This is a genomic window from Streptococcus pseudopneumoniae (genome assembly GCF_001073085.1).
Lineage (GTDB): Bacteria > Bacillota > Bacilli > Lactobacillales > Streptococcaceae > Streptococcus > Streptococcus pseudopneumoniae_M.
The window spans coordinates 100,860-126,320 of sequence record NZ_JVFV01000013.1; the positions used below are offsets into that span (position 1 = coordinate 100,860).

The window sequence follows — 25,461 nt, forward strand, 5'->3', positions numbered from 1 at the left end:
TTTCTTTGCTTATAGAAGATAATGAGAAAAACAAGATGAGTTGAATCAAAGTTTATCTCCCACATACTAATTTTATTTAAAGATATTAACTAGAAAGGACACACACATGTCTAAAGAACTTTCACCTAAATACAATCCAGCTGAGGTTGAGGCTGGTCGTTACCAAAAATGGCTTGACGAAGATGTTTTCAAGCCTTCAGGCGATAAAAAGGCTAAGCCTTATTCAATCGTGATTCCACCACCAAACGTTACAGGTAAACTCCACCTTGGTCACGCTTGGGATACGACTCTTCAAGATATCATCATCCGTCAAAAACGCATGCAAGGCTTTGATACGCTTTGGCTTCCAGGGATGGATCACGCGGGGATTGCGACTCAGGCTAAGGTTGAGGAGCGCTTGCGTGGTGAGGGCATTTCCCGCTATGACCTTGGTCGTGAGAAATTCCTCGAGAAAGTCTGGGAATGGAAAGACGAATATGCCACTACCATCAAGGAACAATGGGGCAAGATGGGGCTCTCTGTAGACTACTCTCGTGAGCGTTTCACTCTTGATGAAGGTTTGTCAAAAGCTGTCCGCAAGGTCTTTGTGGACCTTTACAAGAAAGGTTGGATCTACCGTGGTGAGTTTATCATCAACTGGGACCCCGCTGCTCGCACAGCCCTTTCTGATATCGAAGTTATCCACAAGGACGTCGAAGGTGCCTTCTACCACATGAACTACATGCTGGAAGATGGTTCACGCGCCCTTGAAGTTGCGACAACTCGTCCTGAGACCATGTTTGGGGATGTTGCGGTTGCGGTCAATCCAGAAGACCTACGCTACAAGGACTTGATCGGTAAAAACGTCGTCCTTCCAATCGCTAATAAACTCATCCCAATCGTTGGAGATGAACACGCTGATCCTGAGTTTGGTACTGGTGTCGTGAAAATCACGCCTGCCCACGATCCAAACGACTTCTTGGTTGGTCAACGCCACAACTTGCCACAAGTCAACGTCATGAACGACAACGGAACCATGAACGACTTGGCCTTCGAATTTGCAGGCATGGACCGTTTTGAAGCTCGTAAGGCAGTCGTTGCTAAGTTAGAAGAAATCGGTGCCCTTGTTAAAATCGAAAAACGTGTCCACAGTGTTGGTCACTCAGAGCGTACAGGTGTTGTGGTTGAGCCACGCTTGTCTACTCAATGGTTCGTCAAGATGGATCAATTGGCGAAAAATGCTATTGCCAATCAAGACACAGATGATAAGGTAGAATTCTACCCACCTCGTTTCAACGATACCTTCCTCCAATGGATGGAAAATGTCCATGACTGGGTAATCTCTCGTCAGCTCTGGTGGGGTCACCAAATCCCTGCTTGGTACAATGCTGAGGGTGAAATGTACGTCGCTGAAGAAGCTCCTGAAGGTGACGGATGGACTCAGGACGAAGACGTCTTGGATACTTGGTTCAGTTCTGCCCTTTGGCCATTCTCTACTATGGGCTGGCCTGACGTGGACTCAGAAGACTTCAAACGTTACTTCCCAACTTCAACCTTGGTTACAGGTTACGACATCATCTTCTTCTGGGTGTCTCGTATGATCTTCCAATCATTGGAATTCACTGGCCGTCAGCCATTCCAAAACGTCCTTATCCACGGTCTTATCCGTGACGAGCAAGGACGCAAGATGTCTAAATCACTCGGAAACGGGATTGACCCAATGGATGTTATCGAGAAATACGGTGCCGATGCCCTTCGTTGGTTCCTTTCAAACGGTTCTGCACCAGGGCAAGACGTGCGCTTCTCTTACGAGAAAATGGATGCTTCATGGAACTTCATTAACAAGATTTGGAACATCTCTCGCTACATCCTCATGAACAATGAAGGCTTGACCCTTGAGCAGGCAACTGCCAATGTCGAAAAAGTTGCCAACAAGGAAGCTGGAAATGTTACAGACCGCTGGATTCTCCACAACCTCAATGAAACCATCGGAAAAGCTACTGCTAACTTTGACAAGTTTGAGTTTGGTGTAGCTGGGCACATTCTCTATAACTTCATCTGGGACGAGTTTGCGGACTGGTACGTTGAGTTGACCAAGGAAGTCCTTTATAGCGATAACGAAGAAGAGAAAGTCATCACACGTTCTGTTCTCCTTTACACTTTGGATAAGATCCTTCGTCTCCTTCACCCTATCATGCCGTTCGTTACAGAGGAAATCTTTGGACAAATCTCAGAAGGCTCTATCGTTACAGCAGAATACCCAACTGTCAACCCAGCCTTTGAAGACCTCGCTGCTCACACTGGTGTGGAAAGCCTCAAAGACTTGATCCGTGCTGTTCGTAATGCGCGTGCGGAAGTGAACGTAGCACCAAGCAAGCCTATCACGATTCTTGTTAAGACTAGCGACAGCAACTTGGAAGCCTTCTTTAACAGCAATGTCAACTACATCAAACGCTTCACAAATCCAGAACACCTGGAAATCGCATCAAACATCCCTGCGCCTGAACTCGCTATGTCAAGCGTCATCACAGGAGCAGAAATCTACTTGCCTCTCGCAGACCTCCTCAATGTCGAAGAAGAACTCGCTCGTCTCGACAAGGAACTAGCTAAATGGCAAAAAGAACTGGATATGGTCGGTAAGAAACTCTCTAACGAACGCTTCGTAGCCAATGCCAAACCAGAAGTCGTCCAAAAAGAACGCGACAAACAAGCCGACTACCAAGCTAAATACGATGCGACCATAGCACGTATTGATGAGATGAAGAAGTTGGTGAAATAAAATCGAGTAGCGACTAAGACTAACCCCACTCACACCACGGTACGTGCCATTCGGCATACGGTGGTTCAACTAACTTTTAAGGCATGCCGTTCAAGGTAGTAAAGCAAGTAAGAAACCAGTCCACGTTTTCGAGGACTGGTTTTGATATATCGCGTTTAAGTACCGACCTCTGAGCCCTGATTGATAGTGGTCACCCCAGACAGATACCTTATCTGCTATCCATTTAGGAACCTCTAACTTAAGTAGGCCCCTTAGTCGCCTAGATTTCTTCCTCCATTGCTTCCAGATAATCACGCGTAGGCAAGTACGCAAGCGCTCATCTATGCTGGTTACTATGCGCTTCATATTTCCCAATGAGAAATAGTTTCTCCATCCCCGAATGGACAAATTCAGTTGCTCAATACGTCTCGTTCAGTCTATACTCCACTTCTCAGTATTAGTTTCTTCAACTTACACTTAAATCTCTTAACACTATCTTGATGAGAACAACTTTCCCAACGAACTGATGATTTCTAAAACCCAAAACCTTAGTATTTCAACTCGCTTGGTCTGGTAATCTTAGTCTTGGTCATGTTTACTTTCAAACCTAGTCGTTTCTCAATAAAACGACTGACTGAATACATCACACGCTTAGCGGCTGCCTCGCTTCCGACCGTAATCACACAATCAATCATCTGCGTAGCATACAAATTAAAGCCCTCTCTTCTAATTCCTTGTCCAATTCATTAAGCATGACATTGGATAAGATAGGAGATAAATTTCTTCCCTGTGGCGTGCCAACTAGCGTTTTATTACGCTGACCATTAATAACCGCACCCGAATGAAGATACTTACGAATCAAGGATGCCGTACCCCCATCTTCAATAATGTTGTGCACTTAAGATGTCAATCTATCTTGAGGAACTGTATCGAAAAATTTCCCTAGGTCTATATCCATTTAGGTACTCTAAGAATTTCATGATGACTTTTTCACAAAAATCTTAGTCCGAATTCAATTACTCTCGTGATTTACATATATAGATTACATCTCCCTATTTGGACTTTAGAGTTTGCACCCCCTTATCCACTATACATGCCTTGTGTTCGTAGAGCCACGATTTCGCCATCCCTTCCTCTGACGATTCCTATTTCAAACATCAGACTTAAAACGCTCTATCACCAGACCGTTTTAATCCGCTACCTCACGATAGTCAGGCTTGGGAATCACTATTGAGTTCACTGGTAGCGAGGAACTTCCACCTCAGATGTACAACATGTCTATCGTACCAAAAACGGCAAATCCCTTAAATTGAGATCTGCCGTTTTTTATATATTTTCATCTTGCAAATCTAGCTGCTTCACTCTAGCAATATAGTAGGACATGATCAAAAACAGATTGAAGCTGACAATCCAAATAGAACATTCATGGAGAAAATGCATAGATACAGCCAAGCTAATGGCCCCAACTACGAAACTGCCTACTACAATGCCATAGTTCAAGGCTTGACGACGATATTCTTGAACATCTCCTTCTCCTCTAACGATGCGATACAAAGCAGTCAACATCTTTCGGTAATTTCCAGACGTCATAAAAATGACATAGGGATGATCTTCAATCAAGCTACCCGTAAATGTTAGCATCATCATACCTGTTCCAAAAGCAATAAAAGGAACTTCTAGTAAAGGAAATCGGGAAAAGAAGGGAAGAACAAGAGTCCCAATAAATAAGGGAAGCAGCATCTTAACCCGCCAATAGGCTGTTTTACGGTATTCTTTCATGTGTAAGGCAAAAAGAAATCCTAGGGAAAAGAATATAATAGAACAGAATCTCAACATGGTATTGATGACATGTGAATCGTGCCAATCTGATATCAGTAGGAGAATGTTCCCTGTCTGTGTCGCCACCAAACTATGGTACTGGATATGACAGAACACATCCAAAGAACCACCTATAAAGCCAAGAAATACTCCCATGAGTCGTGTATTTTGAGGTAAAATTAATTTATCCGCCATTTATTCTTCACTCGTTTCCCTTTGATTTTTTCATTATACCACTTTCTCTGAAAGAAACTAAGTGAAAACGGTCAATTCAGGTAGACATGATTACATATACTCCTCAGTTAGTCTCATCTCTGGAGTTCATTTATGACGTCTTATCAACTTCAAATGCTGTAGGTACTCATCAACTGAACTATTTTTAAACAAATTATTTCTGTACTGAAGTCTATGGCTTAATCAAAGTAACACTTGAAACAGTACCATCTGCACCTGTTGTAATTTGGATGACTTTTCCACCACCTACTTCCGCATTGTATTTCCCATCATCAAGGGTATAAGAATAGCTTTGGATAGAGTAGTTTTCTTTCTTACCATCAGCAGACTCTACTGTAAATTGACCAGCTGATGAAACAGTGATAGTTTCACCATTCGCACCCTTCCAATTCCCCGCTGCAGCTGAGAAATCTCTATCCACCATGGTTAGAACTCCCTTGTAACGTTTGTTGTGCTCTGCTTGCTTGTCTTGGAGTTTGCGATCAGTTGCTGGATCATAAGTTGACTGATTCGTTTTTGCTTGTGTTCCTTGTTGATTGGATGGGACCTGTGCAGGGGTTTGTTTAGCAGAAGATTCTTGGTTTTGTTTTGTTTCTGGTGCCGGTGTTGCTTGCGATTGGTTAGCAGTAGTCGCTGACTGATCAGAAGAAGACTTAGCTTTTTCTGATGAAGCTGAACTTGAGGACTTCTGAGTCTTGCTCTCTTTACTTGAAGAACTTGCCTTAGAACTAGAAGATGCTTGTGTTGTCTTGCTAGAACTATCACTTGTGGTATTTTCTTTCTTATTACCACAAGCCCCCAATAGTAATGTTGAAGCGAGTACAGTTGCAGCCATTAATTTGATAGAAGTTTTATTTTTCATTTTATGCTCCTTTGTAACATTTTTGAAATGTTAAGAAATATTTTTGTAACATTATTGTAATATTTGTTTTTGAATCTGTCAACTATTTATCTAAAATTTTTTAGAATTATTTTTTAGTACATTTATTTCCTTGCCCTCCCTATATCTTTTATTCGTAAAAGATTTTAAAAAACAGGAAAATTTTTCCTATTGAAGATGCTATATTTTAAAAGTGTAATCGCTTGCATTTTTTTCTTAAAGGACTATAATAAAATTGAAATAGGATATTGGAGGGGTAGGCATATGTTAAGAAACTATTACAAGTATCTTCCTTGGTTGATTTTAGCTGCTTTCTGTTCTTATGGGGGTGCTACTCATTACGCTCAAACAACATTTGATTTGTTCTACTTAACTGCCATTTTCATGATTGTCTATGTAGCTTTATTGTATTTACACGAAACCTATTTAAAATATAAATACAAAGATTTATTCATTCGAATCATGAGCAATTCTAATAAAGATAAACATCCTTAGTAGTCAAAAAGAGAGAGTGGGACAGAAATCGGTAATTCGTTAGAATTCGATTTCGTCGTCTCACCTCCGCACAGTTGAGTAGGGCTGTAAAAGCTGATGAAATCAGCGTAGTAGAGTCCACTCAACCACTGCGTCTTGCTCGACAATCCAAAGACAATTGAGAGGCTAGGACTTTTGTCCCAGCCTCTCGCTTTTTTATGACTAATAAGTCTTTGACACGATGGCTGAATTGACTTTTGACACAAACTGTATTTTCTCTATTCTCAAGCTCAACCAGCCATCGGACTTGTTGAAACTTCTCAGGACTGAAACTAGGAAACCAAGACTTGGTCTATCGATTTCGGTCCCCAATCTTTTTATTTTAATCGATAGGTTTTTCTTGGTTTCTTTTTAGGCACTCGTTTGAGCCCAACTTCTTCTACATATTCACCGTATTTAACTAGAAAGTTATTGCTGACGATTGGTCGTCCTGGGTTGATGAGATTGACTAATTCGGTTCCTTCATAGACAGTGAATTCCTCCTCTAGCAGATAGAGGAAGGTCGGATTCCAGTCAAGACGTCCTTGAATTCGTTTAATAGACTCTTGGATAATGGCATAGTGGTCAAAGGCGAAGGCTCGCTCCCCCAGCTCTAGTCCCTCTAGGAAGCACTTGCCCGTCTGAAAATCGACATCGACAAAAACCACATCCTTGGCATCATCTCCAGCTTGAACGAGATCAAGTGCGCGGCTAGGTAGATACACCAAATGGGCGATAGTAACCGTCCAGCCCCGTGGATCACGACCTGGAGTAGATACTGTCATCAACTGCTCGATTTTTTCCAAAGGAAGGTCGAGGTTAACCTCCTCTCTCACTTCACGCTGACAAGCATGCCTTGCATCTTCGCTCTTATCCATAAAACCACCGACCAAAGCCAAACAGTTTTGATAAGGATGGGCCTTGCGACGAATTAGCAAAAGTTTGATTTTCCCTTCCACAAAGCAATAAGCTACCATATCCACCGTCACGCTTGGTTTTTCATACTGAGGAAGATCCTGTTTGCAGTACCAGTCTAAAAATTCCTTCTCAGTCGCATGAATCTCAAAATATTCTCTCTCTGTCATTCCAGCCGGGATTATCGTTTCAGTCATCTTATCCCTCCTTGACAGCCTTAGTCCATTGGTACCAACCGACTAGACTATTGAGGGTGTAGACCCAGTACATTCCTTGGATATGGATATTTTCACCCCACCAGAGGTAGATACTAAAGAGATTGGTTGCAATCCAGAAAATCCATTGCTCACGGTAAAGACGTGTCATCAAGAGCTGACCAACACCATTGGTCGCATCGGTAACACTGTCACGGAAAGGACGAGCACTGCTGATACTTTGGTAGGCTAATCCCATGCCAATCCAGATGATAGCAGTCAAAGCCAAATATTTGAGCCAATCAATCAGGCCAAGTTTCTTAGCTTCAAAGTGGGATTCTTCTGGTTTTCCTTGCTCATTGATACGATTAGACAACCAAGTATAGAGACCAATAGGCTGCATCACAAAGAAATAAACTGTAGTCAATACTTCACCATAGAAAGTGGCATCCATGGCTAATACCAAGTAGATAGCAGAGTTAATAGCACCAAAAAGGTAGTTACTAGCTCGACCTTCTGCAACCAATATAACGCAGACAATCCCTGTCCAAGAGGCTAAGAGACCAACCCAGTCATGACTTTCCGTGTTTTGTGTAAACTCCAGAATAAGAGGAACACTTGATAAAACAATCAAATAGAGCCATTGGAAAAGACTGCGTCCCACAAAGAGGTCATTCCAAAGCAAACGCATAACTCCTGCAAAACCAATTTTACGAGCTTCTGCATGAACATTTTTAAAGTTTGCGATAAATCTAGTGATTTTTTCAGTTATTTTTTTCATTTTCTTCTCCTAATCTGCTTGGTAAATAGCATCGATAGCTACTTTTGCTGCTTCATAATTTCCTAGATAATCATCCGCTAGATAAACATGAGGAATATTAGCTAGATATTGCTCCCTCATCATATCCAAATGCTGAGAAAAACTATGACGGATATGGTCTTCTGCCATGGTCATGTCTCGAAAACCATCATTGACATAAGAGCCGACAGGTTGCACAAAAAGAATTAAATCCCACTTTTCCTTGGCTAAGATGGAAACAAAGAGATTATCAAAGGTCTCTACGGACAAATCCCCCTGCTCTTCAGTTTCCATGTAGTAATCGTAGTAGCCCTTGGTTACCAATGAGTTGGTGTCTGCAATGACCAAGCCTCGATTGGCATTACTATCGATTAACTTGGAAGTTTGATCATATTGGCCCAAAAGAAGGTAATAATAATCTTTGGGGGTAAGCTCATCATCTCTGACATTATTTTTTATCTGATACTCACGAGCATACTCCAGACTGACTGGCGCATCATAGAAGCGAGCTAAATCCTTGGCTAGAGTTGTTTTACCATTACTAGCACTTCCCATAATCAACACTTTTTTCGTAAACTGACGGCGGAAAGGTTGAGCGATATATTTCCAATATTTACTTGGATTTTCTCGAATCATGGTAGCCGAAATTCCAAAGTTTCTTTCCTGTAGAACAGTCTCAAAACCACGTTCTGACAATTCTTGTTGGTATTCAGACTCTCCTACAAAAAAGATAAGCTCCTCACTAGTCTGGTCATAGGAAATGGCCTGCAACATCTGATCCAACCACTCCTGCCAGCCCATTGGATAGCGTGGAATATTGCTTTCGTCAAGTTTACAAACAGAGGTCAACTCATCATCTCGAAAAGCTTCACGAATATAGCGAAATCTCTTTTGTAGTGTAAGCCCCACCTGTTCACCACGATCTCCCTTATAACCTGAAACCACCACCCATACAGCATCACATTGACGTTTTGCTCTTTGGATTAAATCAATATGCCCCTGATGCAAGGGAGCAAAGGTTCCAAAAACCAATGCTATCTTTTTTTTCATGTCTTTTCAACCTTTTTATAATTTTTTATATTTTATATCGTACTATTCCTTCTATTGTTTGTCAACACTTTTTTATTATTTTTTATAAAAACATTGCTACATGATAAGAATTTTTTACTTGATATGCAAAACCTGATCAGGAGAATTCTGTTTTAAAATCCTTAAAATAAATGCACAATCCAAGTAGCTATTTGGGCAATAACTTTTCAAAAAAGAGGCTGAAACAATCTGTTCCAACCTCACAATTTTAAACAATCTCAAATTTTAATTGACCAGCTTTGACACCAATCTTCAGAGCCTTACCAGCTTCCAATTCACCTTTTAGGAGAAGTTCTGCTAGTTTGTCTTCTACTTCTGTTTGCAAAGTTCTGCGTAGTGGGCGAGCCCCCATCTCTGGATCATAGCCTTGCTGAGCTAGAAGTTTTAGGGCAGATGCTTGGAGTTTCAAGTCAATTCCTTTTTCTGCCAGGCTTGCAATCAATGGTTTGACCATAATCTTAACTACTTCCTGCATATCTTGACTTGACAAGCTATGGAAGACTACCTTCTCATCAATACGGTTGATAAACTCTGGACGATAAGCCTTTTTCAGCTCCTCAAACATCCGTTTTTCCATATTTTCTTGGTCAAAACGAATATCCTTAGCTCCAAATCCAACTGTTTTATCATCACGAAGAGCTGTCGCACCAAGGTTTGATGTCATGATAATGATGGTGTTTGAGAAGTCAACCTTGCGACCTTTACTATCTGTCAAGACACCATCATCCAAGACTTGCAAGAGCACATTAAAGATGTCTGGGTGCGCCTTTTCAACCTCGTCAAAGAGCAGAACTGAGTAAGGTTTGTTTCGGACCTTCTCGGTCAACTCTCCACCTTCTTCGTAACCTACATAACCTGGAGGAGCTCCGTTGAGACGGCTAGCTGCAAATTTCTCCATATACTCACTCATGTCAAAACGGATAAGGGCTGATTCGTCATCAAAGAGGACTTCTGCTAAGGCTTTGGCCAATTCGGTCTTACCAACACCTGTTGGTCCTAGAAACATAAAGGATCCGATTGGACGTTTATGACTACGAATACCAGATTGATTACGGCGAATAGCACGACTGATACTAGATACAGCCTGTTCCTGTCCGATCACACGTTTATGCAGTTCAGCTTCAAGGTTGAGATACTTCTTGGCATCTGTTTGTGTCAATTTTTGAACAGGAATTCCTGATAAGCGACTCAAGGTGGTCAAAATATCAGATTCTTCTACTACATCTTTATAAACAGGTACTTCCTGTTCTTTTGCAATGAGTTGAGCTGCTTGCTTCCATTTTCCATCCATCAAGGCCTTATCAGCTGGTGTTAAACCTGACTCTTCTTGTTTAGCGTGTTTCGATTTATTTTGCACTGTTGCTGCCGCTTCATCCAAAAGATCGATTGCTGAGTCTGGCAAGTGACGACTCGTCAAATAACGATGTGCCATTTTGACAGCTGTTTCGACTGCATCGTCTGTAATTTGGACATGGTGGTGTTTCTCATAGGTTGCTTTCAAGCCCTGCAAAATAGCCATACTATCTGCTAAACTTGGCTCCTCAATCATCACCTTTGCAAAGCGACGAGAAAGAGCTGCGTCTTTTTCGATGTGCTTTTGATACTCTTCCTGAGTAGTCGCACCGACAGTTCTCAGAGTTCCACGCGCCAAGGCAGGTTTTAGGATATTGGCCGCATCCAAGGTCGAATCAATCCCACTTCCTGAACCCATAATGGTATGAAGCTCATCGATAAAGAGGATGACCTTGCCATCTTCCTCAATATCTTTGATGATATTGTTCATACGTTCTTCAAAATCACCACGGAAACGAGTCCCCGCAACCACATTCATCAAATCAAGCTCTAAAACTCGCATCTTAGCCATTTCAACTGGCACATCCCCGTTGGCAATACGTTGTGCAAGGCCAAGTGCCAGTGCTGTTTTACCCACACCCGCATCTCCAACTAGAACTGGATTATTTTTGGTCTTACGACTCAAGATTTGAATCATACGAGAGATTTCTTGATCACGTCCGATGACTGGTTCCAATTTACCTGAGCGAGCTTGCTCTGTAAGATCATGCGTATAATCTTCCAAACCTCCACTTGGTGTCTGAGGCATACCCATCATATTAGCCATAGAATTTTGCTTGTCCGCTACCGTACGATGGCGTTGACGAAGGGCCTTCAAGTCATCTCTAGTCCAACCAGCACGCGCTTCAAGACTACGACGAAGTCCAGCAATCTTGACTTGATCCTTCTGATCTTCGTAAGAAAAGCCCGCTTTTTCCAGAATTCGAGTAGCTAAGGCATTGCCATCATGTAAGATAGCATAAAGAAGGTGCTCTGTTCCCAATACCTTGGCATGCACAACAGAAGCAACGTGCTCTGCTTCCAACAACAATACCTTCAAACGGTGGGAAAAAGGAAGCTCCTGATAATTTTCCTTATCGCTATACTTTGTTTCAGTCAGCTCTACAGCAACTTCCTCCAGACGATCAATCTCATATGGAAATTCGTTTAAAGTCGCCCCAGCTACACTGTAACTATGATTGGCCATAGCAATCAATAGGTGCCAAGACTCTAGGTATTCTGCCCCAAAATGACTGGCGACCAGAAAGGCACTTTCTATACATTCTTTCAATGCTTTTGAATATTTCATTTAGTTCTATTTTCCTTTTCTATCTACCTCTTGTAATAACTGCCGAAGCATATTGGCACGGATAAGATTGGCATCATCGCCTAAAACTCGGTCTGTCGCCATCGCTAATAATAGATTCATCTCCTGACGGGTCACCAAATCCTGCTCAAACAAGAGTCTTAAAACATCTTCAAAGATAGCTATGCTAACTTCTTCACCTACCGAATACAGTAAATCTCGAAGCATATCATGATGGTTGGAAAATTCAATTCGACCAATGCGAATATAACCTCCGCCACCTCGCTTACTTTCAACCAAGTAGCCTCTACTTTCCGTAAAGCGTGTCTTGATCACATAGTTAATCTGACTAGGAACAACCTGAAAAGTATCTGCTAACTGACTCCGTTGCAACTCCACAATACCAGATTGATCTAAAATTGCCTTGATGTAGGCCTCAATATGATCCGATGTATTTTTAAATCTCATTACAAACCCACCTCTTTCTTTAAACCTTGACTATCTTTGACTATTATACCGAATTTTTCGATTTTTTAAAAGAAAAAGGGGCTGGTAATGAACAATCCTCACCAACTCCCTGTCTTTCTAATTATTTAATCCCAATTCCGCTAAGATTTGGCGTTTATAAGCAATTTTTTGAACTTCCTTGTCTTCGGTTTCAGACCAGTCGAGTTTGACTTCAGAGACGATCTGACCAGGCCTATTTTTCAAGATATAGATACGGTCACTAAGATTAAGGGCCTCCTCGATACTATGCGTAATGATGAGTGTCGTCAGGCCTAGCTGTTTGTGAATCTCCAAATACCAGGCGTGGAGCTCCATCTTAGTCATCTCATCCAAGGCACTAAAGGCCTCATCTAGAAGAAAGAGCTTATGTCCAAAAAGATAGGTACGAAGTAAGGCCACACGCTGGCGCATCCCACCACTAAGCTCATGAGGATACTTGTCCCGTATTGCCGTCAACTGAAAGGTAGCAAGGATTTCATCTGCTTTCGCAACAGCTTCTGCCTTATCCACCTTTTGGATCAAGAGGGGCAAAATGATATTGCCAAGTACCGTCTTGTGTTCCAAGAGCAGATCCTTTTGTAGCATATAGCTCACGTGCCCCTTGAGATTTTCCTCCCCATCAAGCACAATTCTACCTGACTGGACTTCTAAAATGCCTGCAATCAGGTTAAAGAGGGTAGTCTTCCCTACACCACTGGGGCCTAGGATAGAGACAACTTCACCTGAAGTCACTTGTAGGTTAATATCCTCTAAAATCTTTTCATCATCGTAGGCATAGCTTACATGTTCTAGTCTAATTTCTGTCATTATTTTACAAATTCGTTGGTAAATCCTTTATCTGTCAAGTCTTCCTTGAGAATCCCATTTTCTTTATCCCATTTGTAGAAGGCATTCCAGCGATCCGCATCAAATTGTCCCCATTTTTCCTTGTCGCTTGCATATTCTTTTGACAAGTATTTTTGAGATTCGATGACAAAATCACGCTTATCTTTGAGTTCTGGGGCATTCTTGATCAGGATATCTGCAGCTTCTTCTGGGTGCTCCATAGCGTATTGGTAACCTTTTTTGATAGCTTGGATGACTTTACGAGCTTCTTCCTTATTATCTTTCAAATAATCATTGTTAGCGATGATAACTGGTGAGTAGTAGTCAAACTCTTTGACGTAGTCTTTCAAATACATAAAGTTGGCATCCACTCCTTGAGATTTAGCAAGAATACCGTCCCAACCATAATAAATCCAAGCAGAGTCAAAAACGCCATTGGCAATCGGAGTGATCGAGTTTGAATCGTTGTTTGGTACTTTTTCAACCTTGTCAAAGTCTCCACCTTGAGATTCTACCAAGGTTTTCAACATAGCAAGTTCTGTTGGGTCATTCCAAGTTCCATATTTCTTCCCAACCAAGTCTTTAGGACTATTGATATTGTCAGACTTACGAGAGATAATTCCTGATGTATTGTGTTCTACAATCGCTGCAACGGCAGTAATTCCTGCCCCTTTTTCCAATTTCTTAGCCATGTAATCTTGGAAATAAATAGCAAACGGTGCCTTGCCATTGATAACCAAGTCAGACGAGCTTTCTTCTGGTGGCAATTTCAAATCAACATCCACTCCAGCTTCTTTGAAATAACCTTTTTCTTTGGCTACATAAAGCCCTGTGTGGTTGGTATTGGGTGTCCAATCCAGGATAAAGTCAATTTTTTTGAGTTCTGCTTCTTTGTTATCCTTAGAAGCAGTTCCTTGGCCGCAAGCCACAAGCACGACAGCTAGAAGAGCTGTTACAATCGTTAAAAACACTTTCCATGTTTTCTTCATTTTTATTTCCTCTTTTCTTTTTCCAAAACGCTTCTTTTAAGTACGTTTCCATTTAATCACATATTTTTCACTGATATCGACTAGCTTCATACCCAGAAGACTGATCAGTGATACCAGAATAATAATCGCGAACATGGTATCATACTGAAACAGTTTTTTGGACTGAATCATGTAGACACCTAGTCCTTCAAAGCCTCCCAACCACTCAGATACCACTGTTGTGATAAAGGCGTAGGAAACACTGACCCTAAGCCCTGCATAAAAGTAAGGCAGGCTGACAGGGATTTTAAAATGCCACAGGATTTGCCAAGGATTGGCTCGCATCAGACTAAACAAGGTCAGCATATCCTTGTCACAATGCCTAAAACCATCTAAAATACTGACGATGATAGGGAAGGTCGTCGTCAAGATAATCAATACAATCTTGGGCAAGATTCCATAACCCAACCATAAAACTAGGATAGGGGCTATGGCAATGGTCGGTATGGTCTGGACAACTACCATCATGGGGTAAATCAGGTCATTGAGCCAACTCAGACTATCCATAAGGACGGCCATGATACAGGCAATCAAGACACCCAGCACCAAACCTAGTAAAGCTACTCTCAAGGTTGCCCAACTATGGTACCAAAGAAATTCTCTGTCACGAACAAAAGACTGGAGGATCTCAAGAGGAGTTGGCAGGATAAACTTGGGGAGAAGTTTAAGCAAACCTGCTAGCTGCCAGACCGACAAGACTCCTAGAAAACCCAATAGACTAATGTGTCGTCTCAGTATACTTTTCAAGTTTCTCATCAATACTTAGAATCTCTCCTACATTTATTTTGACATTGGCAAAGACATTATCTGCCTCCTGCCCGGCCACTTTCAGCGCTTCTTTGAGAATGCGCATAAGTTGATCAAAGTCTCCCTCTAAGACCGTTTCAAAGGGTGTCACCACCATGGTCACGGACTGAGCTTGCAGATAAGCAATAACCTGATCGATAATAGCGATCCGGTTAACCCCCTGCGATAGGGGTAAGACTTGTAAAGCAATGCTTGCTTTCATTAAATCCTCCTTCTAAGTTACAGTTTTTCTTTGTAAAAAAGAAAAACCTCTTTCATATATGAAAAAGGTGCAAAATTAGGCCAAGTATCGTTCCCTACGCTGGCATTACCCAGATCAGGTGCGGTCGAAGTTTAACACTTCCTCTCAGACTGTACACAGACTCCCATATATTATATGGACATATGATAACGCAAAACAAACAAGATGTCAAGGAAACTGCTTACAGAAAAAGAGACGGCAAACCGTCTCTTTCTCTAATTATACAGATGAACTAGCTCTTTCAATTAAAGCATAGGGGCGAATAACTGAGCTACTTCTTTGATTAATGTTTGATACCAAGTAGGCTTGATTGTTCCAGGAAAAATTTCTTGCGACTCTTCAAAAATTTCTTTAAAATCATTGCGAATAGTTGCAATGGATGATGTTTCATACAATAAAACTGCATTTTCATAGTGGTGAACCAAGCTGCGATAATCAAGGTTTATGGTTCCAACAACCGCAAATCGATCATCAACAATCATTTGCTTACTATGGATAAAACCAGGAGTATACTCATAGATACGTACACCAGCAGACAAAAGATCAGGATAAGACCCTCGAGTTACTAACTGGATGAGCTTTTTATCTGGGATAAATGGAGTTATAATTCTCACATCTACACCTCGCATGGCTGCATTTTTTATATCCTCTGTCAAATCATAATCAATAATGAGATAAGGCGTGGTGATATAGACAAAATCTTCCGCTTGATTAATCAGATTTTGATAGACGATTTTACCCACCTTCATTTTATAGATAGGCTTAGGGCCACTTCCATACGGGATACAAAGACCACCACCTGGTCGTGTCTGATTTTCCAAATGATACTGATCAAAATCACTAATTTCTCCACGGTTGATGTACCAGTTCATGAGAAATAGTCTGGTAAAGGCTTGAGTCGCCGGACCGTCTATCCGAATCCCACTATCTTTCCAGTGTCCAAAACGTTCAATCTGATTGATGTATTCGTCTGCAAGGTTGATCCCACCAGTATAGGAAATCTGCCCATCAATGACTAATATTTTTCGGTGGTCACGGTTATTATAGGCCACTGTCATACGAGGAATCACCTTATTAAACTTATGAGCATCAATCTCTTTAGAACGCAAATGAACGGTATAATCCCCAGGCAAAGTCACCATACAACCAATATCATCGTAGAGCATCTTGACCTCGACTCCCTGAGCAGCTTTTTCTTCAAGAATTTCAAGCATACTATCCCACATCAAACCTTCGTCGACAATGTAGTATTCTAGAAAAATAAATTTTTCAGCCCTCTTCAGATCCTCCAGCATCTGTTGCCACATTTCTTTTCCATTAGCAAAGAATTGTGAGTCTGTATGGTCATAAACCTCTGCATTACTATCCATATGTAGCAAGGCATTGATGATCCCGTAGGCAGATTTATCTGTTTCCTGCAACTGCAGATGGAGTTGGTGCCCCTGATTCTCATGAAAGGCAATAGAATTCAACTCCTGGAGTTGTTTCTGTTCTTTTTTTGATAGTCTTCTCTCACCGAACATGAGATAAAGCAGTGGACCAAATACCGGCACAAAGGTCACAATCAACCAAGTCACTTTGCTTTCAGGTGTCATCGAACGATTCACAATCGCTATAACAGTTGCAACGCTGATCAAAAATACAAGAGTCACCCAAATAATCGGAGCAATCTGGCTCATGTAAAGAATAATTCCGAAAACAAGAAATAATTCTATCAAAATAATCGCAATACTAAAGCCATACTTGGACATCAATAATCGAAATTTTCTTATTCCCATCTCTCCCTCTCAATTTCTAAGTATACTCCCTAATATACCATCTGAAAACGCTTGTTACCTTCTAGTATACTTAGTTTCATAAAACTTATCAAGTTTTTTCTGTATAGGCCGATGGTTCTATCTATAAAATCAATCATGACCACTCGTCTAACGGGTGGTTTGAACCAGGGCTACAAGCCCAAATCACCAGCCAGCGCCTAAAGACGCTGGCTTTCACGTTGTTCAAGCCTCATTGCTCTTGACTCGTCACTTGCCTCTTAAAGAGGCGTGAGTATTACTTACCACTATCCCTAAAGGGATCCTCATATTCTTTTTCACTCAATTTATCTAGTGCTATATCATGCTTTTCCTGATCTTGAATATATTTCTTAATTGTGGCTTCATTAAGCCCTACTGTACTCACATAGTAACCTTCTGCCCAGAAATGCCGATTCCCAAACTTGTACTTGAGATTAGCGTGTTTGTCAAACATCATGAGTGCACTTTTACCTTTTAAATAACCCATGAAACTTGAAACACTTATCCTCGGTGGATTACTGACTAACATATGTACATGATCAGGCATTAAATGGCCCTCGATAATCTCAACACCTTTATAACTACATAATCGGCGGAATATTTCTCCCAAACTACTTCGATATTGATTATAGATCACTTTTCGTCTATACTTAGGGGTGAACACAATGTGATACTTACAATGCCACTTTGTGTGCGATAAACTATGAGCCTTTTGTGCCATATTTTTCTCCTTTCGCTTTACAATTGGCTTGAACACCTTTATTGTATCGCGTTTGGAGTTTTTTGGGTATATCCTTCGACGCGCACCCGCATAGCGGGTGGTTTTTTTGTCTCGCACCTAACGGAGCGAGACGGACTGAAAGTCACATAATTAAAAGAGCAGGCCTCGTATCTAGGCCTGCTCCTATTTTACAATTTCAAAGCCAACATATTGACCGTCATACCAGCTGCAGTTCCCATCAAGAAGATGGTATCTCCTTCTTTTACATAGCCATGATCGAGTGCATAGGCTAAACCAAAAGGTACCGCAACGGAGACCATATTCCCATAATCCGTAACGAGGTTAAGGTACTTGTCTTCATCTACACCCAGTTTTCCCATGACCAAAGGAAGAGCGCGACTGGCTTGGTGGGGAATAATATAGTCTACAGCATCTTTAGAAATACCAGATTTCTCTTGGAATTCTTGGAACATTTCTGGGATGACACGAGCAGAAAGCAAGAGAATTTTCTTGCCTTTCATATCAAACATAAAATTTGTCTTGGTCTCTTCAGAGTACTCTTTTGGCTGATAAGAAGTCAAACCCCCACGAATCTCTGTATCGTGAGCCCCCTCTGACCAAGTACGTTGGAGACTAGCGATAACTCCTTTGTCCTGATTACTTTTTTGGAAAATAAAGGCAGCTGCCCCATCACTAAAGAGCTCAAAACTTTCTTTTTGCTTTGGATTAAGACCCAAGCTACCGACTTCACTGGATACAATCAAAACACGACGGTATTCCCCAGCTTCAATCAAATGTGACATGGTTGATAAAGCAGAGATAAAACTTGTACAAGTCGTATTGATATCCATAGCTGGGATAGAGAGCCCTTTTGCCACGCGCTCATGGATCAAGGCTGCTGTACAAGGAATCGGTTGAACACCTACCGCACTAGCTGATACCAGGCAATCAATATCTTCGATTTTTAAATTTGCCTTTTCAAGGGCACGCTGAATCGCTACTTCTGCTAGATCTAGCTGGGTTTCTTCATTTTCAACCACACGATAACGGGTCTGGTCTTTAAATTGCATCGTATTTTTTGGAAGGCAGACTCCATAACCTGCAATTGCTACATGTCTTTTTACTTCTGTCATAATTTTTTGTCCTTTCATAAACGTTGGATACGTTTGAGCTTACGACTTGTATCCCAATGATAATCTGAAAATTGTATTTCAGGTTCTTTAAACTCTTTTTGTTGCGCCAAAAGTCGAAACTGCTCTGTAATCGCTGTTTCTACTTGCTCATCTCTTCGACTCAAACAAACTTCCACTAACTTCTCAGAGTGTTGCTTGACTTGGTAATCTCCAACATTCTCCACAAAGAGAATACAACGTCTGATAAAGTCAGGATAAATCGTTACCTGACCTCCATCTCGTCCATCAAAATAGAAGATGTCGTCAGAACGCCCTTCGACCTTGTCAATCCTTGTGTAATGGGAGCCACATGGGCAAGGATTAGGATTTTCAACTAAAATATCATTGAGCTGGTAGCGATAAACAGGCTGACTGCTTCGCTTAAAGTCCGTAATCACTGGATAAAAACGCCGTTCATCCAAGTAGTGTTTTTCCACAAAAATGATATCTTCATTGAGATGAAGATTGCCAGCTGAGCAAGTACAAGCTAGAAAACCTTCCGTTGCCTGGTAGACTTGGTCAATAATCGGCAACTCAAAAGCACTCAAAATTCGCTCTTTATCACTATCTTCCAAGATTTCAGCCACCGAAACGATTTTTTGTGGGTGAATGACTAACTCTCCATCTTTTAGATGCTTACTCAATTCAATCAACATAGAAGCAGGTGCCACTACAATAGTCGGTTGATAATTGTTGAGACGCTCTATATGCTCATCTGTATTCTTGAAAATATCAAAGTACTCTAAACGAATAAGTGCCGTATTGATGGTCTGATAGAGTTCATTATCCGCCCTCAGGAAAAAGGCTATGCGGTGCCCAAAAAGTTGGCCCTTGGGCAACATCTTTGCCAAGATAGCTGCTGCCCACATACTTCTCTCTTTTTCAGTTGTGATAAAGAGTCCCCGGTGTCCAGATGTTCCAGAAGACAACCCAACAGCTATTTCTCCTTTAAGCTCTGTAAAATTTCGAGTCTTTTCACTTTCGATTGCCAAAGCCAAGGCCTCGTCTCGATCCACTCCTTGGGTGTTGAGCTCATTGAAATGACTCATCATAAAAGCCTTATCCATATGATCAAAGTCGTTAGGTACACCATTTTTAAAATAAGGTGACTCACGTTTGAGAAAGTCCATATAGGCAGCCAGTTGCTTTTTCTGATAGTTTTCTAAAGCTTCTCTAGACTTAAAATTATGAAGCCAACGAGTTTGGAAAAAAGTTTTAAGAAAGGTTATTTTTTTCATATAAAATCCGCTCAATCCTTTCTACAGGGTCATGGCTAACTAGCACTTCTATTCCATCCTTTAAAACCTCTTCCAAGAGCTCTGTTCCTCTGATATAGTCAGCCTTACTATCTTGCACCAAGGAAGGAATCAGATGCATCTGTTTCGTATAGGGTAAAAGGTCAATTCCCCAACAAAGGTCGGCTGCAATAAAGAGATCATAGTCTGGAATAAAGAGACAAGCTTGCCCCCTGGCATGCCCATCTATCGAAGCTACAAGGATACTTCCGTCTCCAAAAATATCGATGGTAGGGCGATACTTAAAGTCAGCATTTTGCTGATCCACCTTAATAACAGTCAACCTTTCCTCAAAAGTAGTCGGCAAAAATTCTTTAAAAATTAAATCTTTTAGTTTTGGTTTTTTATAAACATCATAGACTTCCTGGGTCAGAATAAAGTTTGCATTCGGAAAGAAGCTAGCCCCTCCCAAATGATCTGGATGTAGATGAGACAGCAAGACATAGTTAATTTCTTCTGGTTTAATTCCTTTAGCCTTCAGCAAATGTAAAATCTGATCCTTGTCCGTCATTTGAACAGGCGTTCCTAGACGGTACAAGCCATAACGAAGTTTCCTCTTAATATCATAGTGATAACCAGTATCATAAAGCAGATAACCCTTTTCTCTATGCTTAATTAAAAAGACACCTGCTGGGAAAGTCATCTTTCTATTTTTGACACCCTTAAATAGCAAACCAGCATAACTAGTACAATATCCTGCTGGGAAATACTCAATGCTTTCGATAATCTTGGACATATTGCTCAATCCCTTCTGAAATACTAATTTTCGGATGATAACCCAAGCCCTTCTCAGCCTTGCTAATATTCAAAGTTTGACTATAACGAAGCAAGTAATAGGTATATCGAGTTAGAGGGGGCTCCTCTTTAAGGTTCAAGGTCTTGTATAGAAATTCTAAACTACTAGCAATTCCCGATAATAGAGATGCTGGAATTTTTCTATATTTGATTGGATAACCCAGACCTGTCAAACTTTCCTCTAGCAAATCTCTAAAAGCCCTCGGTTCACCATTAGTAATGTTATAAACCTCACCTTTGGCTTCTGGAGCTTCTATTGCCAAACGGATTGCCAGAGCAACATTTTCCACGCAAGTCATGTCCATGAGCTGGCGCCCATCTCCAATCAAAGGAATTCCTATTTTTTGACTAAGATTGATCACACGTGGCAAAATACTGGTATCCCCAATCCCAAAAAGCCCCCGAGGTCTCAAGATGATACTCGGAACATCTGGATAATCTTTAAAGAGTTTCTCCGAAGCCAATTTACTACGGATATAGTTATTGAGATTATTTTCCTCTGGAGCATCCGTTTCTTTAATACCAAGTTGGTCTTTGGGTGCAGCATAAATACTGGGTGAGGACACATACACCAAACGTTGAACCCCAGCTTGACGACAAGCTTGGAGAATATATTTAGTTCCTAAAACATTGGCCTGATAAAAATCTTCCCACGGACCCCAAACTGTTGACAGAGCTCCCGCATGAACGACCAGATCCATCCCCTTGCAAGCCTCTAGCACATCATCAGCTTTGGTCAAATCACCCTGAAAAAAACTGACCGAAGAATTTTCCAAGGAGCGACCTACCTTACTGTTCCTACCAAAAGCTCGCACTTGGTAACCATGCTCAACTAGTTCTTTAACAACATATTTTCCAAGAAAACCAGTGGCTCCTGTAACTAATACTTTTTTCATCACTCTTTCTCCTTAGTTGCTAACAGGCGGTGGATTTCACCTTCCAATATTTCTGTCGGATGATAAGATTGTGCGACTTGGCGGAGATTCTCCAATTCTGGCCAATTTTCTTTAGCCAATAGCCTATCAAAGGCCTGCCCAATCTCCTTGCTATTATCTCTTTTAGCTGTATAAGCAACACCCGCTTCCACACCCCGAACAGCATAATCAAATTGGTCGTAGTCATGAGGCAATATCAAAGCAGGTTTGCCATAAATAATGCACTGATAAAAGATACCTGCTCCACCATGATGAATGACATAGTCCATCTGAGGAATGTATTCCTTGTAAGGAAGATAAGAAACAACGGAAAGATTCTCCATCAGATTCTCACACTTGAAAGGTTGTCCACCAACTCCACGAGTCACAAAAAAGTGAAAATCAGGATGTGCTTTAGCTAGTTGCTTAGTTTGATAGATTAGATTATCTTTGGCCCAAGCTAGTTGCGTCCCACAAGTTACCAAAACCTTCTTGCGATTGGGAAAAGCCGATAAATCTAATGGATAATCCTCTACAGCCTCAACAGAAGCTCCAGAAGGACCAACCCACTTGTAGTGTTTTGGAAATCCTTTCTTCAACTCCACTTCTTTCATCCCAATACCTAAGATAGAATAGGGAGAATAAATAGTCTCTTGTCCTTTCTGATTGTAAAGTTTAAAATGATAACGCCTTAAGCGGTCTCGTAATAAAAAAGTTACTATCCGTTTTCCCAAATGAGTTATTTTTCTTCCAAGAAACTGTTGTAAAACCTGCCAGCTATTCCGGGGAGTCCCCATTCCTCCAAAGAAACAAGGAGGTCCCTCTGTCGTCTCAATCGCAAACTGGGTCGCCATAGTTGTTATCCACGGAATCCCCATCTGCTCAGCTACAAGTCCACCAGATAGTGTGATAAAGTCCACTATGACAATGTCCGGACGATGATTTGTCCATTCTTGGATTAATTGGTCCGAAACTAGGTTTATCAAATCAAGACTAGCAGACAACTGCCGATAGGCTGAAAAAATTCCTAACTGCTCCTTATTGTTGGCAGCTTTTTCAAATTCCTTTACGTGTCCTTCTAAAATGGGAAGAACTTGAAAACCAACCGCCTCTGCAACAGCCTTTTTCTGGGGACCTGTAAATAAACGTATCTCATACTGAGGATTTTGTAATAGTGGTGCAAGTAAATTCATGGTTGGATACAAATGTCCACTTAAAGGAACAATCACAACATCGATATTGATTTTCTTCATAATCCTAGCATATCAAATTTTCCAAAAAAGAACTATCGCAAGGATAGTTCTTCTTAAATATTATTGGTTTTAAATCATAGGAATAGTATTTGATTCCCTAGTACATTATTTGAATATTCGGGAGGAATTCGTAATGTAAGAATCTTAAATTTACTATCCCTAAAAAATTCCAAAGTAGCTTTGCTTAGAATAATTCCTTATAGAAAGCAATGGTTTCTTCCAAAGTTGGCATGAATGGATTACCTGGTGCACAAGCATCAATCAAGGCATTCTTAGAAAGGTATTCAAAGTCAAAGTCTTTTTCTTCGATACCAAGTTCAGTCAGTTTCTTAGGAATACCGACAGTTTCAGAAAGTTTTTCAATTTCAGAAATAGCATAAGCAGCACATTCTTCATCTGATTTTCCTTCGATTTGCATACCCAAGGCCTTAGCAACATTACGGAAGGCTACAGGTACACGTTTGGCATTTTCACGCTCAACAACTGGCAAAAGCATGGCACAGCAAACACCATGAGGCAAGTTATAGACAGCACCCAATTGGTGAGCCATTGAGTGAACATAACCAAGTCCAGCATTGTTAAAGCTCATTCCTCCAAGGAAGATGGCATTAACCATACCTTCACGAGCTTCGATGTCGTGACCGTTTTCTACTGCACGTGGAAGATATTCTTTGATTAGCTCGATAGCTCCGATAGAGAGTTTCTTAGTCACATCATAAGCACCTGGTGTTACCAAAGCTTCAACAGCGTGAGTAAGAGCATCCATACCAGTAGCAGCAGTCAAAGCTTGAGGTTTTGAAACCATCAATTCAGGGTCATTAACAGAGAGAAGAGCAAGACTGTTCTTATCAACCATTACCATTTTAACCTTACGTTCTTCATCAGTGATAACGTAGTTGATGGTAATTTCTGCTGATGTACCTGCAGTAGTATTGATAGCTACAACAGGAAGGCCTTTTTGAGCAGACTTATGCAAACCTTCATAATCCTGTGGCTTACCACCATTAGTCGCGATTACAGAAATACAGCTAGCAGCATCCTGTGGAGAGCCACCACCGACAGAGATGATAAAGTCACAGTTATGCTCTTTCAAAGCAGCAACCCCATCCATAACATTTTTACAAGTAGGGTTCGGCTCAACATCACTAAAGATAACGTAAGCAATCCCTTCATCATCTAAAGGTTTTAAAATTTTTGGCAAGATATCACTTGATTCGATATACTTATCTGTCACCAAAAGAGCCTTAGTATAGCCCAACTCCTTAACATAAGGCCCAACTTCATTTACCACACCTTTACCAATAAGGTTAACTGCTGGAACGTAAAATGTTGCCATATTTTTTCCTCCTTGCGTCTTTCACGCTATATATTTAAGTTAATTATATAATATACTTTCTATTTTTTCAAATATTTGTGATTTTTTTAACACATTTTCATAAGAAAAAAGTCCCATATGACCTATAATGAAAAGCGACAAAACAACTCATTAGAAAGATTCATATGGAACCATTACATTTTATCACAAAACTACTCGAAATCAAAGACCAAAGCATCAAGATTCTAGATATCATCAATATGGTTACTCACAAGGACATCATCGCTAAACTGGATTACAATGCCACATCTTGTCCGGATTGCGAAAGTCAAATGAAGTAATTGGACAGTCTGCGAGTTCGTAAAACAGATAAAATTGACGCTGAAAAGTTGGCTAAATCTCAGCTTGTGCACAATCGTAAACCAACTTGCGTGCAGGAAGAAATTTATCAACACCTGCCTGATTTAAGCCGTTTCTATCAAAATATGACTGAAGATCTTGTTCGAGCTAAAAACCGTCTGCACAAGGTCCTTCAAGTCACCTTTCCTGAATGGGAAAATCTCTTATCCACACCAACTGGAGAACAATATTGGAACTTAGTGATGGCTTTCCCATGCAAAGAGTTTGTATTAAGCCTATCTCAAAGTGACTTGTGTGAGATTATCCGTCAATCTACTTCCAAACGCATCTCTGAAAAGCGTATTGCTTACCTGACTGATAAACTTATAAAACTCGCTAAACAATCTTTTTGTGCGGTCAAGAAAACCTCTCCAATGCTTGAAGAGGTTCGTTACTATGCCCAAGAATGGCTTCGTCTTTCTGAACGCAGACAAGTTGTCTTAAACGACATGGTAGCTCTAGCTCAGCCTTTACCAGAGTATGATATCTTACGGTTAATTCCTGGCATCGCAGAAACCACAGCGACATCTATCATTGGCGAATTGGGAGATATTCGTCGCTTTCAGTCTACCAATC

The 25,461-nt window shown here is 41.0% G+C and carries 21 protein-coding genes and 3 pseudogenes; 4 read left to right on the forward strand and 20 right to left on the reverse strand.

Annotation, left to right across the window (positions count from 1 at the left end):
- Positions 1-106: 106 nt before the first annotated feature.
- Positions 107-2,758, forward strand: a complete 2,652-nt coding sequence (locus ADH90_RS02880; RefSeq protein ID WP_049529878.1) for a valine--tRNA ligase — start codon at positions 107-109, stop codon at positions 2,756-2,758.
- Between the two features lie 65 nt (positions 2,759-2,823).
- Here the strand turns inward: ADH90_RS02880 and ADH90_RS10595 are convergent.
- From ADH90_RS10595 to ADH90_RS02895, 3 genes and pseudogenes are all read right to left on the reverse strand, one after another.
- A pseudogene (locus ADH90_RS10595) lies at positions 2,824-3,732 on the reverse strand (reverse transcriptase domain-containing protein); the annotation flags it as partial.
- Between the two features lie 331 nt (positions 3,733-4,063).
- A complete protein-coding gene (locus ADH90_RS02890) occupies positions 4,064-4,750 on the reverse strand; it encodes a DUF1275 family protein (RefSeq protein WP_049529879.1) in 687 nt (228 codons plus the stop codon).
- A gap of 211 nt (positions 4,751-4,961) precedes the next feature.
- On the reverse strand, positions 4,962-5,651 hold the full coding sequence (locus tag ADH90_RS02895; RefSeq protein ID WP_049529880.1) for a hypothetical protein: 690 nt from the start codon (positions 5,649-5,651) through the stop codon (positions 4,962-4,964).
- 282 nt (positions 5,652-5,933) lie between these two features.
- Between ADH90_RS02895 and ADH90_RS02900 the strand changes: the two genes are divergently transcribed.
- A complete protein-coding gene (locus ADH90_RS02900) occupies positions 5,934-6,164 on the forward strand; it encodes a hypothetical protein (RefSeq protein WP_049529881.1) in 231 nt (76 codons plus the stop codon).
- A 356-nt stretch (positions 6,165-6,520) separates the two neighbouring features.
- Here ADH90_RS02900 and ADH90_RS02905 read toward each other — a convergent pair whose 3' ends face one another.
- From ADH90_RS02905 to ADH90_RS02985, 17 genes are all read right to left on the reverse strand, one after another.
- Positions 6,521-7,294 carry an NUDIX domain-containing protein gene (locus ADH90_RS02905; RefSeq protein ID WP_049529882.1) on the reverse strand — a complete coding sequence of 258 codons (774 nt, stop codon included), beginning with the start codon at positions 7,292-7,294 and terminating at the stop codon, positions 6,521-6,523.
- Between the two features lies 1 nt (position 7,295).
- Entirely contained in the window at positions 7,296-8,072 is a 777-nt protein-coding gene (gene pnuC, locus ADH90_RS02910; protein ID WP_049529883.1) for a nicotinamide riboside transporter PnuC, read from the reverse strand.
- A gap of 9 nt (positions 8,073-8,081) precedes the next feature.
- A complete protein-coding gene (locus ADH90_RS02915) occupies positions 8,082-9,140 on the reverse strand; it encodes an AAA family ATPase (protein WP_049529884.1) in 1,059 nt (352 codons plus the stop codon).
- 247 nt (positions 9,141-9,387) lie between these two features.
- Complete coding sequence (locus ADH90_RS02920; RefSeq protein WP_049529885.1) at positions 9,388-11,820, reverse strand: ATP-dependent Clp protease ATP-binding subunit; 2,433 nt, start codon at positions 11,818-11,820, stop codon at positions 9,388-9,390.
- Positions 11,821-11,826: 6 nt separating this feature from the next.
- A complete protein-coding gene (locus ADH90_RS02925) occupies positions 11,827-12,285 on the reverse strand; it encodes a CtsR family transcriptional regulator (protein WP_049529886.1) in 459 nt (152 codons plus the stop codon).
- 117 nt (positions 12,286-12,402) lie between these two features.
- Complete coding sequence (locus ADH90_RS02930; protein ID WP_049529887.1) at positions 12,403-13,131, reverse strand: ABC transporter ATP-binding protein; 729 nt, start codon at positions 13,129-13,131, stop codon at positions 12,403-12,405.
- On the reverse strand, positions 13,131-14,138 hold the full coding sequence (locus ADH90_RS02935; RefSeq protein ID WP_049529888.1) for an ABC transporter substrate-binding protein: 1,008 nt from the start codon (positions 14,136-14,138) through the stop codon (positions 13,131-13,133). The genes ADH90_RS02930 and ADH90_RS02935 overlap by 1 nt, the downstream gene beginning before the upstream one ends.
- Positions 14,139-14,174: 36 nt before the next feature.
- A complete protein-coding gene (locus tag ADH90_RS02940) occupies positions 14,175-14,933 on the reverse strand; it encodes an ABC transporter permease (protein WP_080982612.1) in 759 nt (252 codons plus the stop codon).
- Positions 14,896-15,186, reverse strand: coding sequence for a thiamine-binding protein (locus tag ADH90_RS02945; RefSeq protein ID WP_049529889.1), 291 nt, complete (start codon positions 15,184-15,186; stop codon positions 14,896-14,898). Before ADH90_RS02945 ends, ADH90_RS02940 begins: the two co-directional genes overlap by 38 nt.
- A gap of 284 nt (positions 15,187-15,470) precedes the next feature.
- Positions 15,471-17,003 carry a cardiolipin synthase gene (gene cls, locus ADH90_RS02950; protein ID WP_049529890.1) on the reverse strand — a complete coding sequence of 511 codons (1,533 nt, stop codon included), beginning with the start codon at positions 17,001-17,003 and terminating at the stop codon, positions 15,471-15,473.
- 274 nt (positions 17,004-17,277) lie between these two features.
- Positions 17,278-17,742 (reverse strand): IS200/IS605 family transposase, encoded by a 465-nt coding sequence (tnpA, locus tag ADH90_RS02955; protein ID WP_049529891.1) that lies wholly within the window; start codon positions 17,740-17,742, stop codon positions 17,278-17,280.
- Positions 17,743-17,930: 188 nt separating this feature from the next.
- Complete coding sequence (locus tag ADH90_RS02960; RefSeq protein WP_049529905.1) at positions 17,931-18,875, reverse strand: 3-oxoacyl-[acyl-carrier-protein] synthase III C-terminal domain-containing protein; 945 nt, start codon at positions 18,873-18,875, stop codon at positions 17,931-17,933.
- 14 nt (positions 18,876-18,889) lie between these two features.
- Positions 18,890-20,152, reverse strand: coding sequence for a F390 synthetase-related protein (locus ADH90_RS02965; RefSeq protein WP_049529892.1), 1,263 nt, complete (start codon positions 20,150-20,152; stop codon positions 18,890-18,892).
- Positions 20,130-20,945 (reverse strand): MBL fold metallo-hydrolase, encoded by an 816-nt coding sequence (locus ADH90_RS02970; protein ID WP_049529893.1) that lies wholly within the window; start codon positions 20,943-20,945, stop codon positions 20,130-20,132. The genes ADH90_RS02965 and ADH90_RS02970 overlap by 23 nt, the downstream gene beginning before the upstream one ends.
- A complete protein-coding gene (locus tag ADH90_RS02975) occupies positions 20,920-21,900 on the reverse strand; it encodes an NAD-dependent epimerase/dehydratase family protein (protein ID WP_049529894.1) in 981 nt (326 codons plus the stop codon). The genes ADH90_RS02970 and ADH90_RS02975 overlap by 26 nt, the downstream gene beginning before the upstream one ends.
- Positions 21,900-23,171, reverse strand: a complete 1,272-nt coding sequence (locus ADH90_RS02980) for a glycosyltransferase (RefSeq protein ID WP_049529895.1) — start codon at positions 23,169-23,171, stop codon at positions 21,900-21,902. The genes ADH90_RS02975 and ADH90_RS02980 overlap by 1 nt, the downstream gene beginning before the upstream one ends.
- A gap of 184 nt (positions 23,172-23,355) precedes the next feature.
- A complete protein-coding gene (locus ADH90_RS02985) occupies positions 23,356-24,507 on the reverse strand; it encodes an iron-containing alcohol dehydrogenase (protein WP_000190424.1) in 1,152 nt (383 codons plus the stop codon).
- Positions 24,508-24,671: 164 nt separating this feature from the next.
- On the opposite strand from ADH90_RS02985, the pseudogene ADH90_RS11790 reads away from it, so the two are divergent.
- Together ADH90_RS11790 and ADH90_RS02990 are read left to right on the forward strand one after the other, a co-directional pair.
- A pseudogene (locus tag ADH90_RS11790) lies at positions 24,672-24,824 on the forward strand (ISL3 family transposase); the annotation flags it as partial.
- Positions 24,825-24,827: 3 nt separating this feature from the next.
- Positions 24,828-25,461: pseudogene (locus ADH90_RS02990) on the forward strand (IS110 family transposase); the annotation flags it as partial.

Bases quoted from the DNA above. Each gene is read 5' to 3' on its own strand.
- ADH90_RS02880 (WP_049529878.1), top strand. From the start codon at position 107: ATGTCTAAAGAACTTTCACCTAAATACAATCCAGCTGAGGTTGAGGCT.
- ADH90_RS02890 (WP_049529879.1), bottom strand. From the start codon at position 4,750: ATGGCGGATAAATTAATTTTACCTCAAAATACACGACTCATGGGAGTA.
- ADH90_RS02895 (WP_049529880.1), bottom strand. From the start codon at position 5,651: ATGAAAAATAAAACTTCTATCAAATTAATGGCTGCAACTGTACTCGCT.
- ADH90_RS02960 (WP_049529905.1), bottom strand. From the start codon at position 18,875: ATGACAGAAGTAAAAAGACATGTAGCAATTGCAGGTTATGGAGTCTGC.
- ADH90_RS02940 (WP_080982612.1), bottom strand. From the start codon at position 14,933: ATGAGAAACTTGAAAAGTATACTGAGACGACACATTAGTCTATTGGGT.
- ADH90_RS02930 (WP_049529887.1), bottom strand. From the start codon at position 13,131: ATGACAGAAATTAGACTAGAACATGTAAGCTATGCCTACGATGATGAA.
- ADH90_RS02945 (WP_049529889.1), bottom strand. From the start codon at position 15,186: ATGAAAGCAAGCATTGCTTTACAAGTCTTACCCCTATCGCAGGGGGTT.
- ADH90_RS02970 (WP_049529893.1), bottom strand. From the start codon at position 20,945: ATGTCCAAGATTATCGAAAGCATTGAGTATTTCCCAGCAGGATATTGT.
- tnpA (WP_049529891.1), bottom strand. From the start codon at position 17,742: ATGGCACAAAAGGCTCATAGTTTATCGCACACAAAGTGGCATTGTAAG.
- ADH90_RS02985 (WP_000190424.1), bottom strand. From the start codon at position 24,507: ATGGCAACATTTTACGTTCCAGCAGTTAACCTTATTGGTAAAGGTGTG.
- pnuC (WP_049529883.1), bottom strand. From the start codon at position 8,072: ATGAAAAAAATAACTGAAAAAATCACTAGATTTATCGCAAACTTTAAA.
- ADH90_RS02920 (WP_049529885.1), bottom strand. From the start codon at position 11,820: ATGAAATATTCAAAAGCATTGAAAGAATGTATAGAAAGTGCCTTTCTG.
- ADH90_RS02935 (WP_049529888.1), bottom strand. From the start codon at position 14,138: ATGAAGAAAACATGGAAAGTGTTTTTAACGATTGTAACAGCTCTTCTA.
- ADH90_RS02915 (WP_049529884.1), bottom strand. From the start codon at position 9,140: ATGAAAAAAAAGATAGCATTGGTTTTTGGAACCTTTGCTCCCTTGCAT.
- ADH90_RS02900 (WP_049529881.1), top strand. From the start codon at position 5,934: ATGTTAAGAAACTATTACAAGTATCTTCCTTGGTTGATTTTAGCTGCT.
- ADH90_RS02925 (WP_049529886.1), bottom strand. From the start codon at position 12,285: ATGAGATTTAAAAATACATCGGATCATATTGAGGCCTACATCAAGGCA.
- ADH90_RS02975 (WP_049529894.1), bottom strand. From the start codon at position 21,900: ATGAAAAAAGTATTAGTTACAGGAGCCACTGGTTTTCTTGGAAAATAT.
- cls (WP_049529890.1), bottom strand. From the start codon at position 17,003: ATGGGAATAAGAAAATTTCGATTATTGATGTCCAAGTATGGCTTTAGT.
- ADH90_RS02905 (WP_049529882.1), bottom strand. From the start codon at position 7,294: ATGACTGAAACGATAATCCCGGCTGGAATGACAGAGAGAGAATATTTT.
- ADH90_RS02965 (WP_049529892.1), bottom strand. From the start codon at position 20,152: ATGAAAAAAATAACCTTTCTTAAAACTTTTTTCCAAACTCGTTGGCTT.
- ADH90_RS02980 (WP_049529895.1), bottom strand. From the start codon at position 23,171: ATGAAGAAAATCAATATCGATGTTGTGATTGTTCCTTTAAGTGGACAT.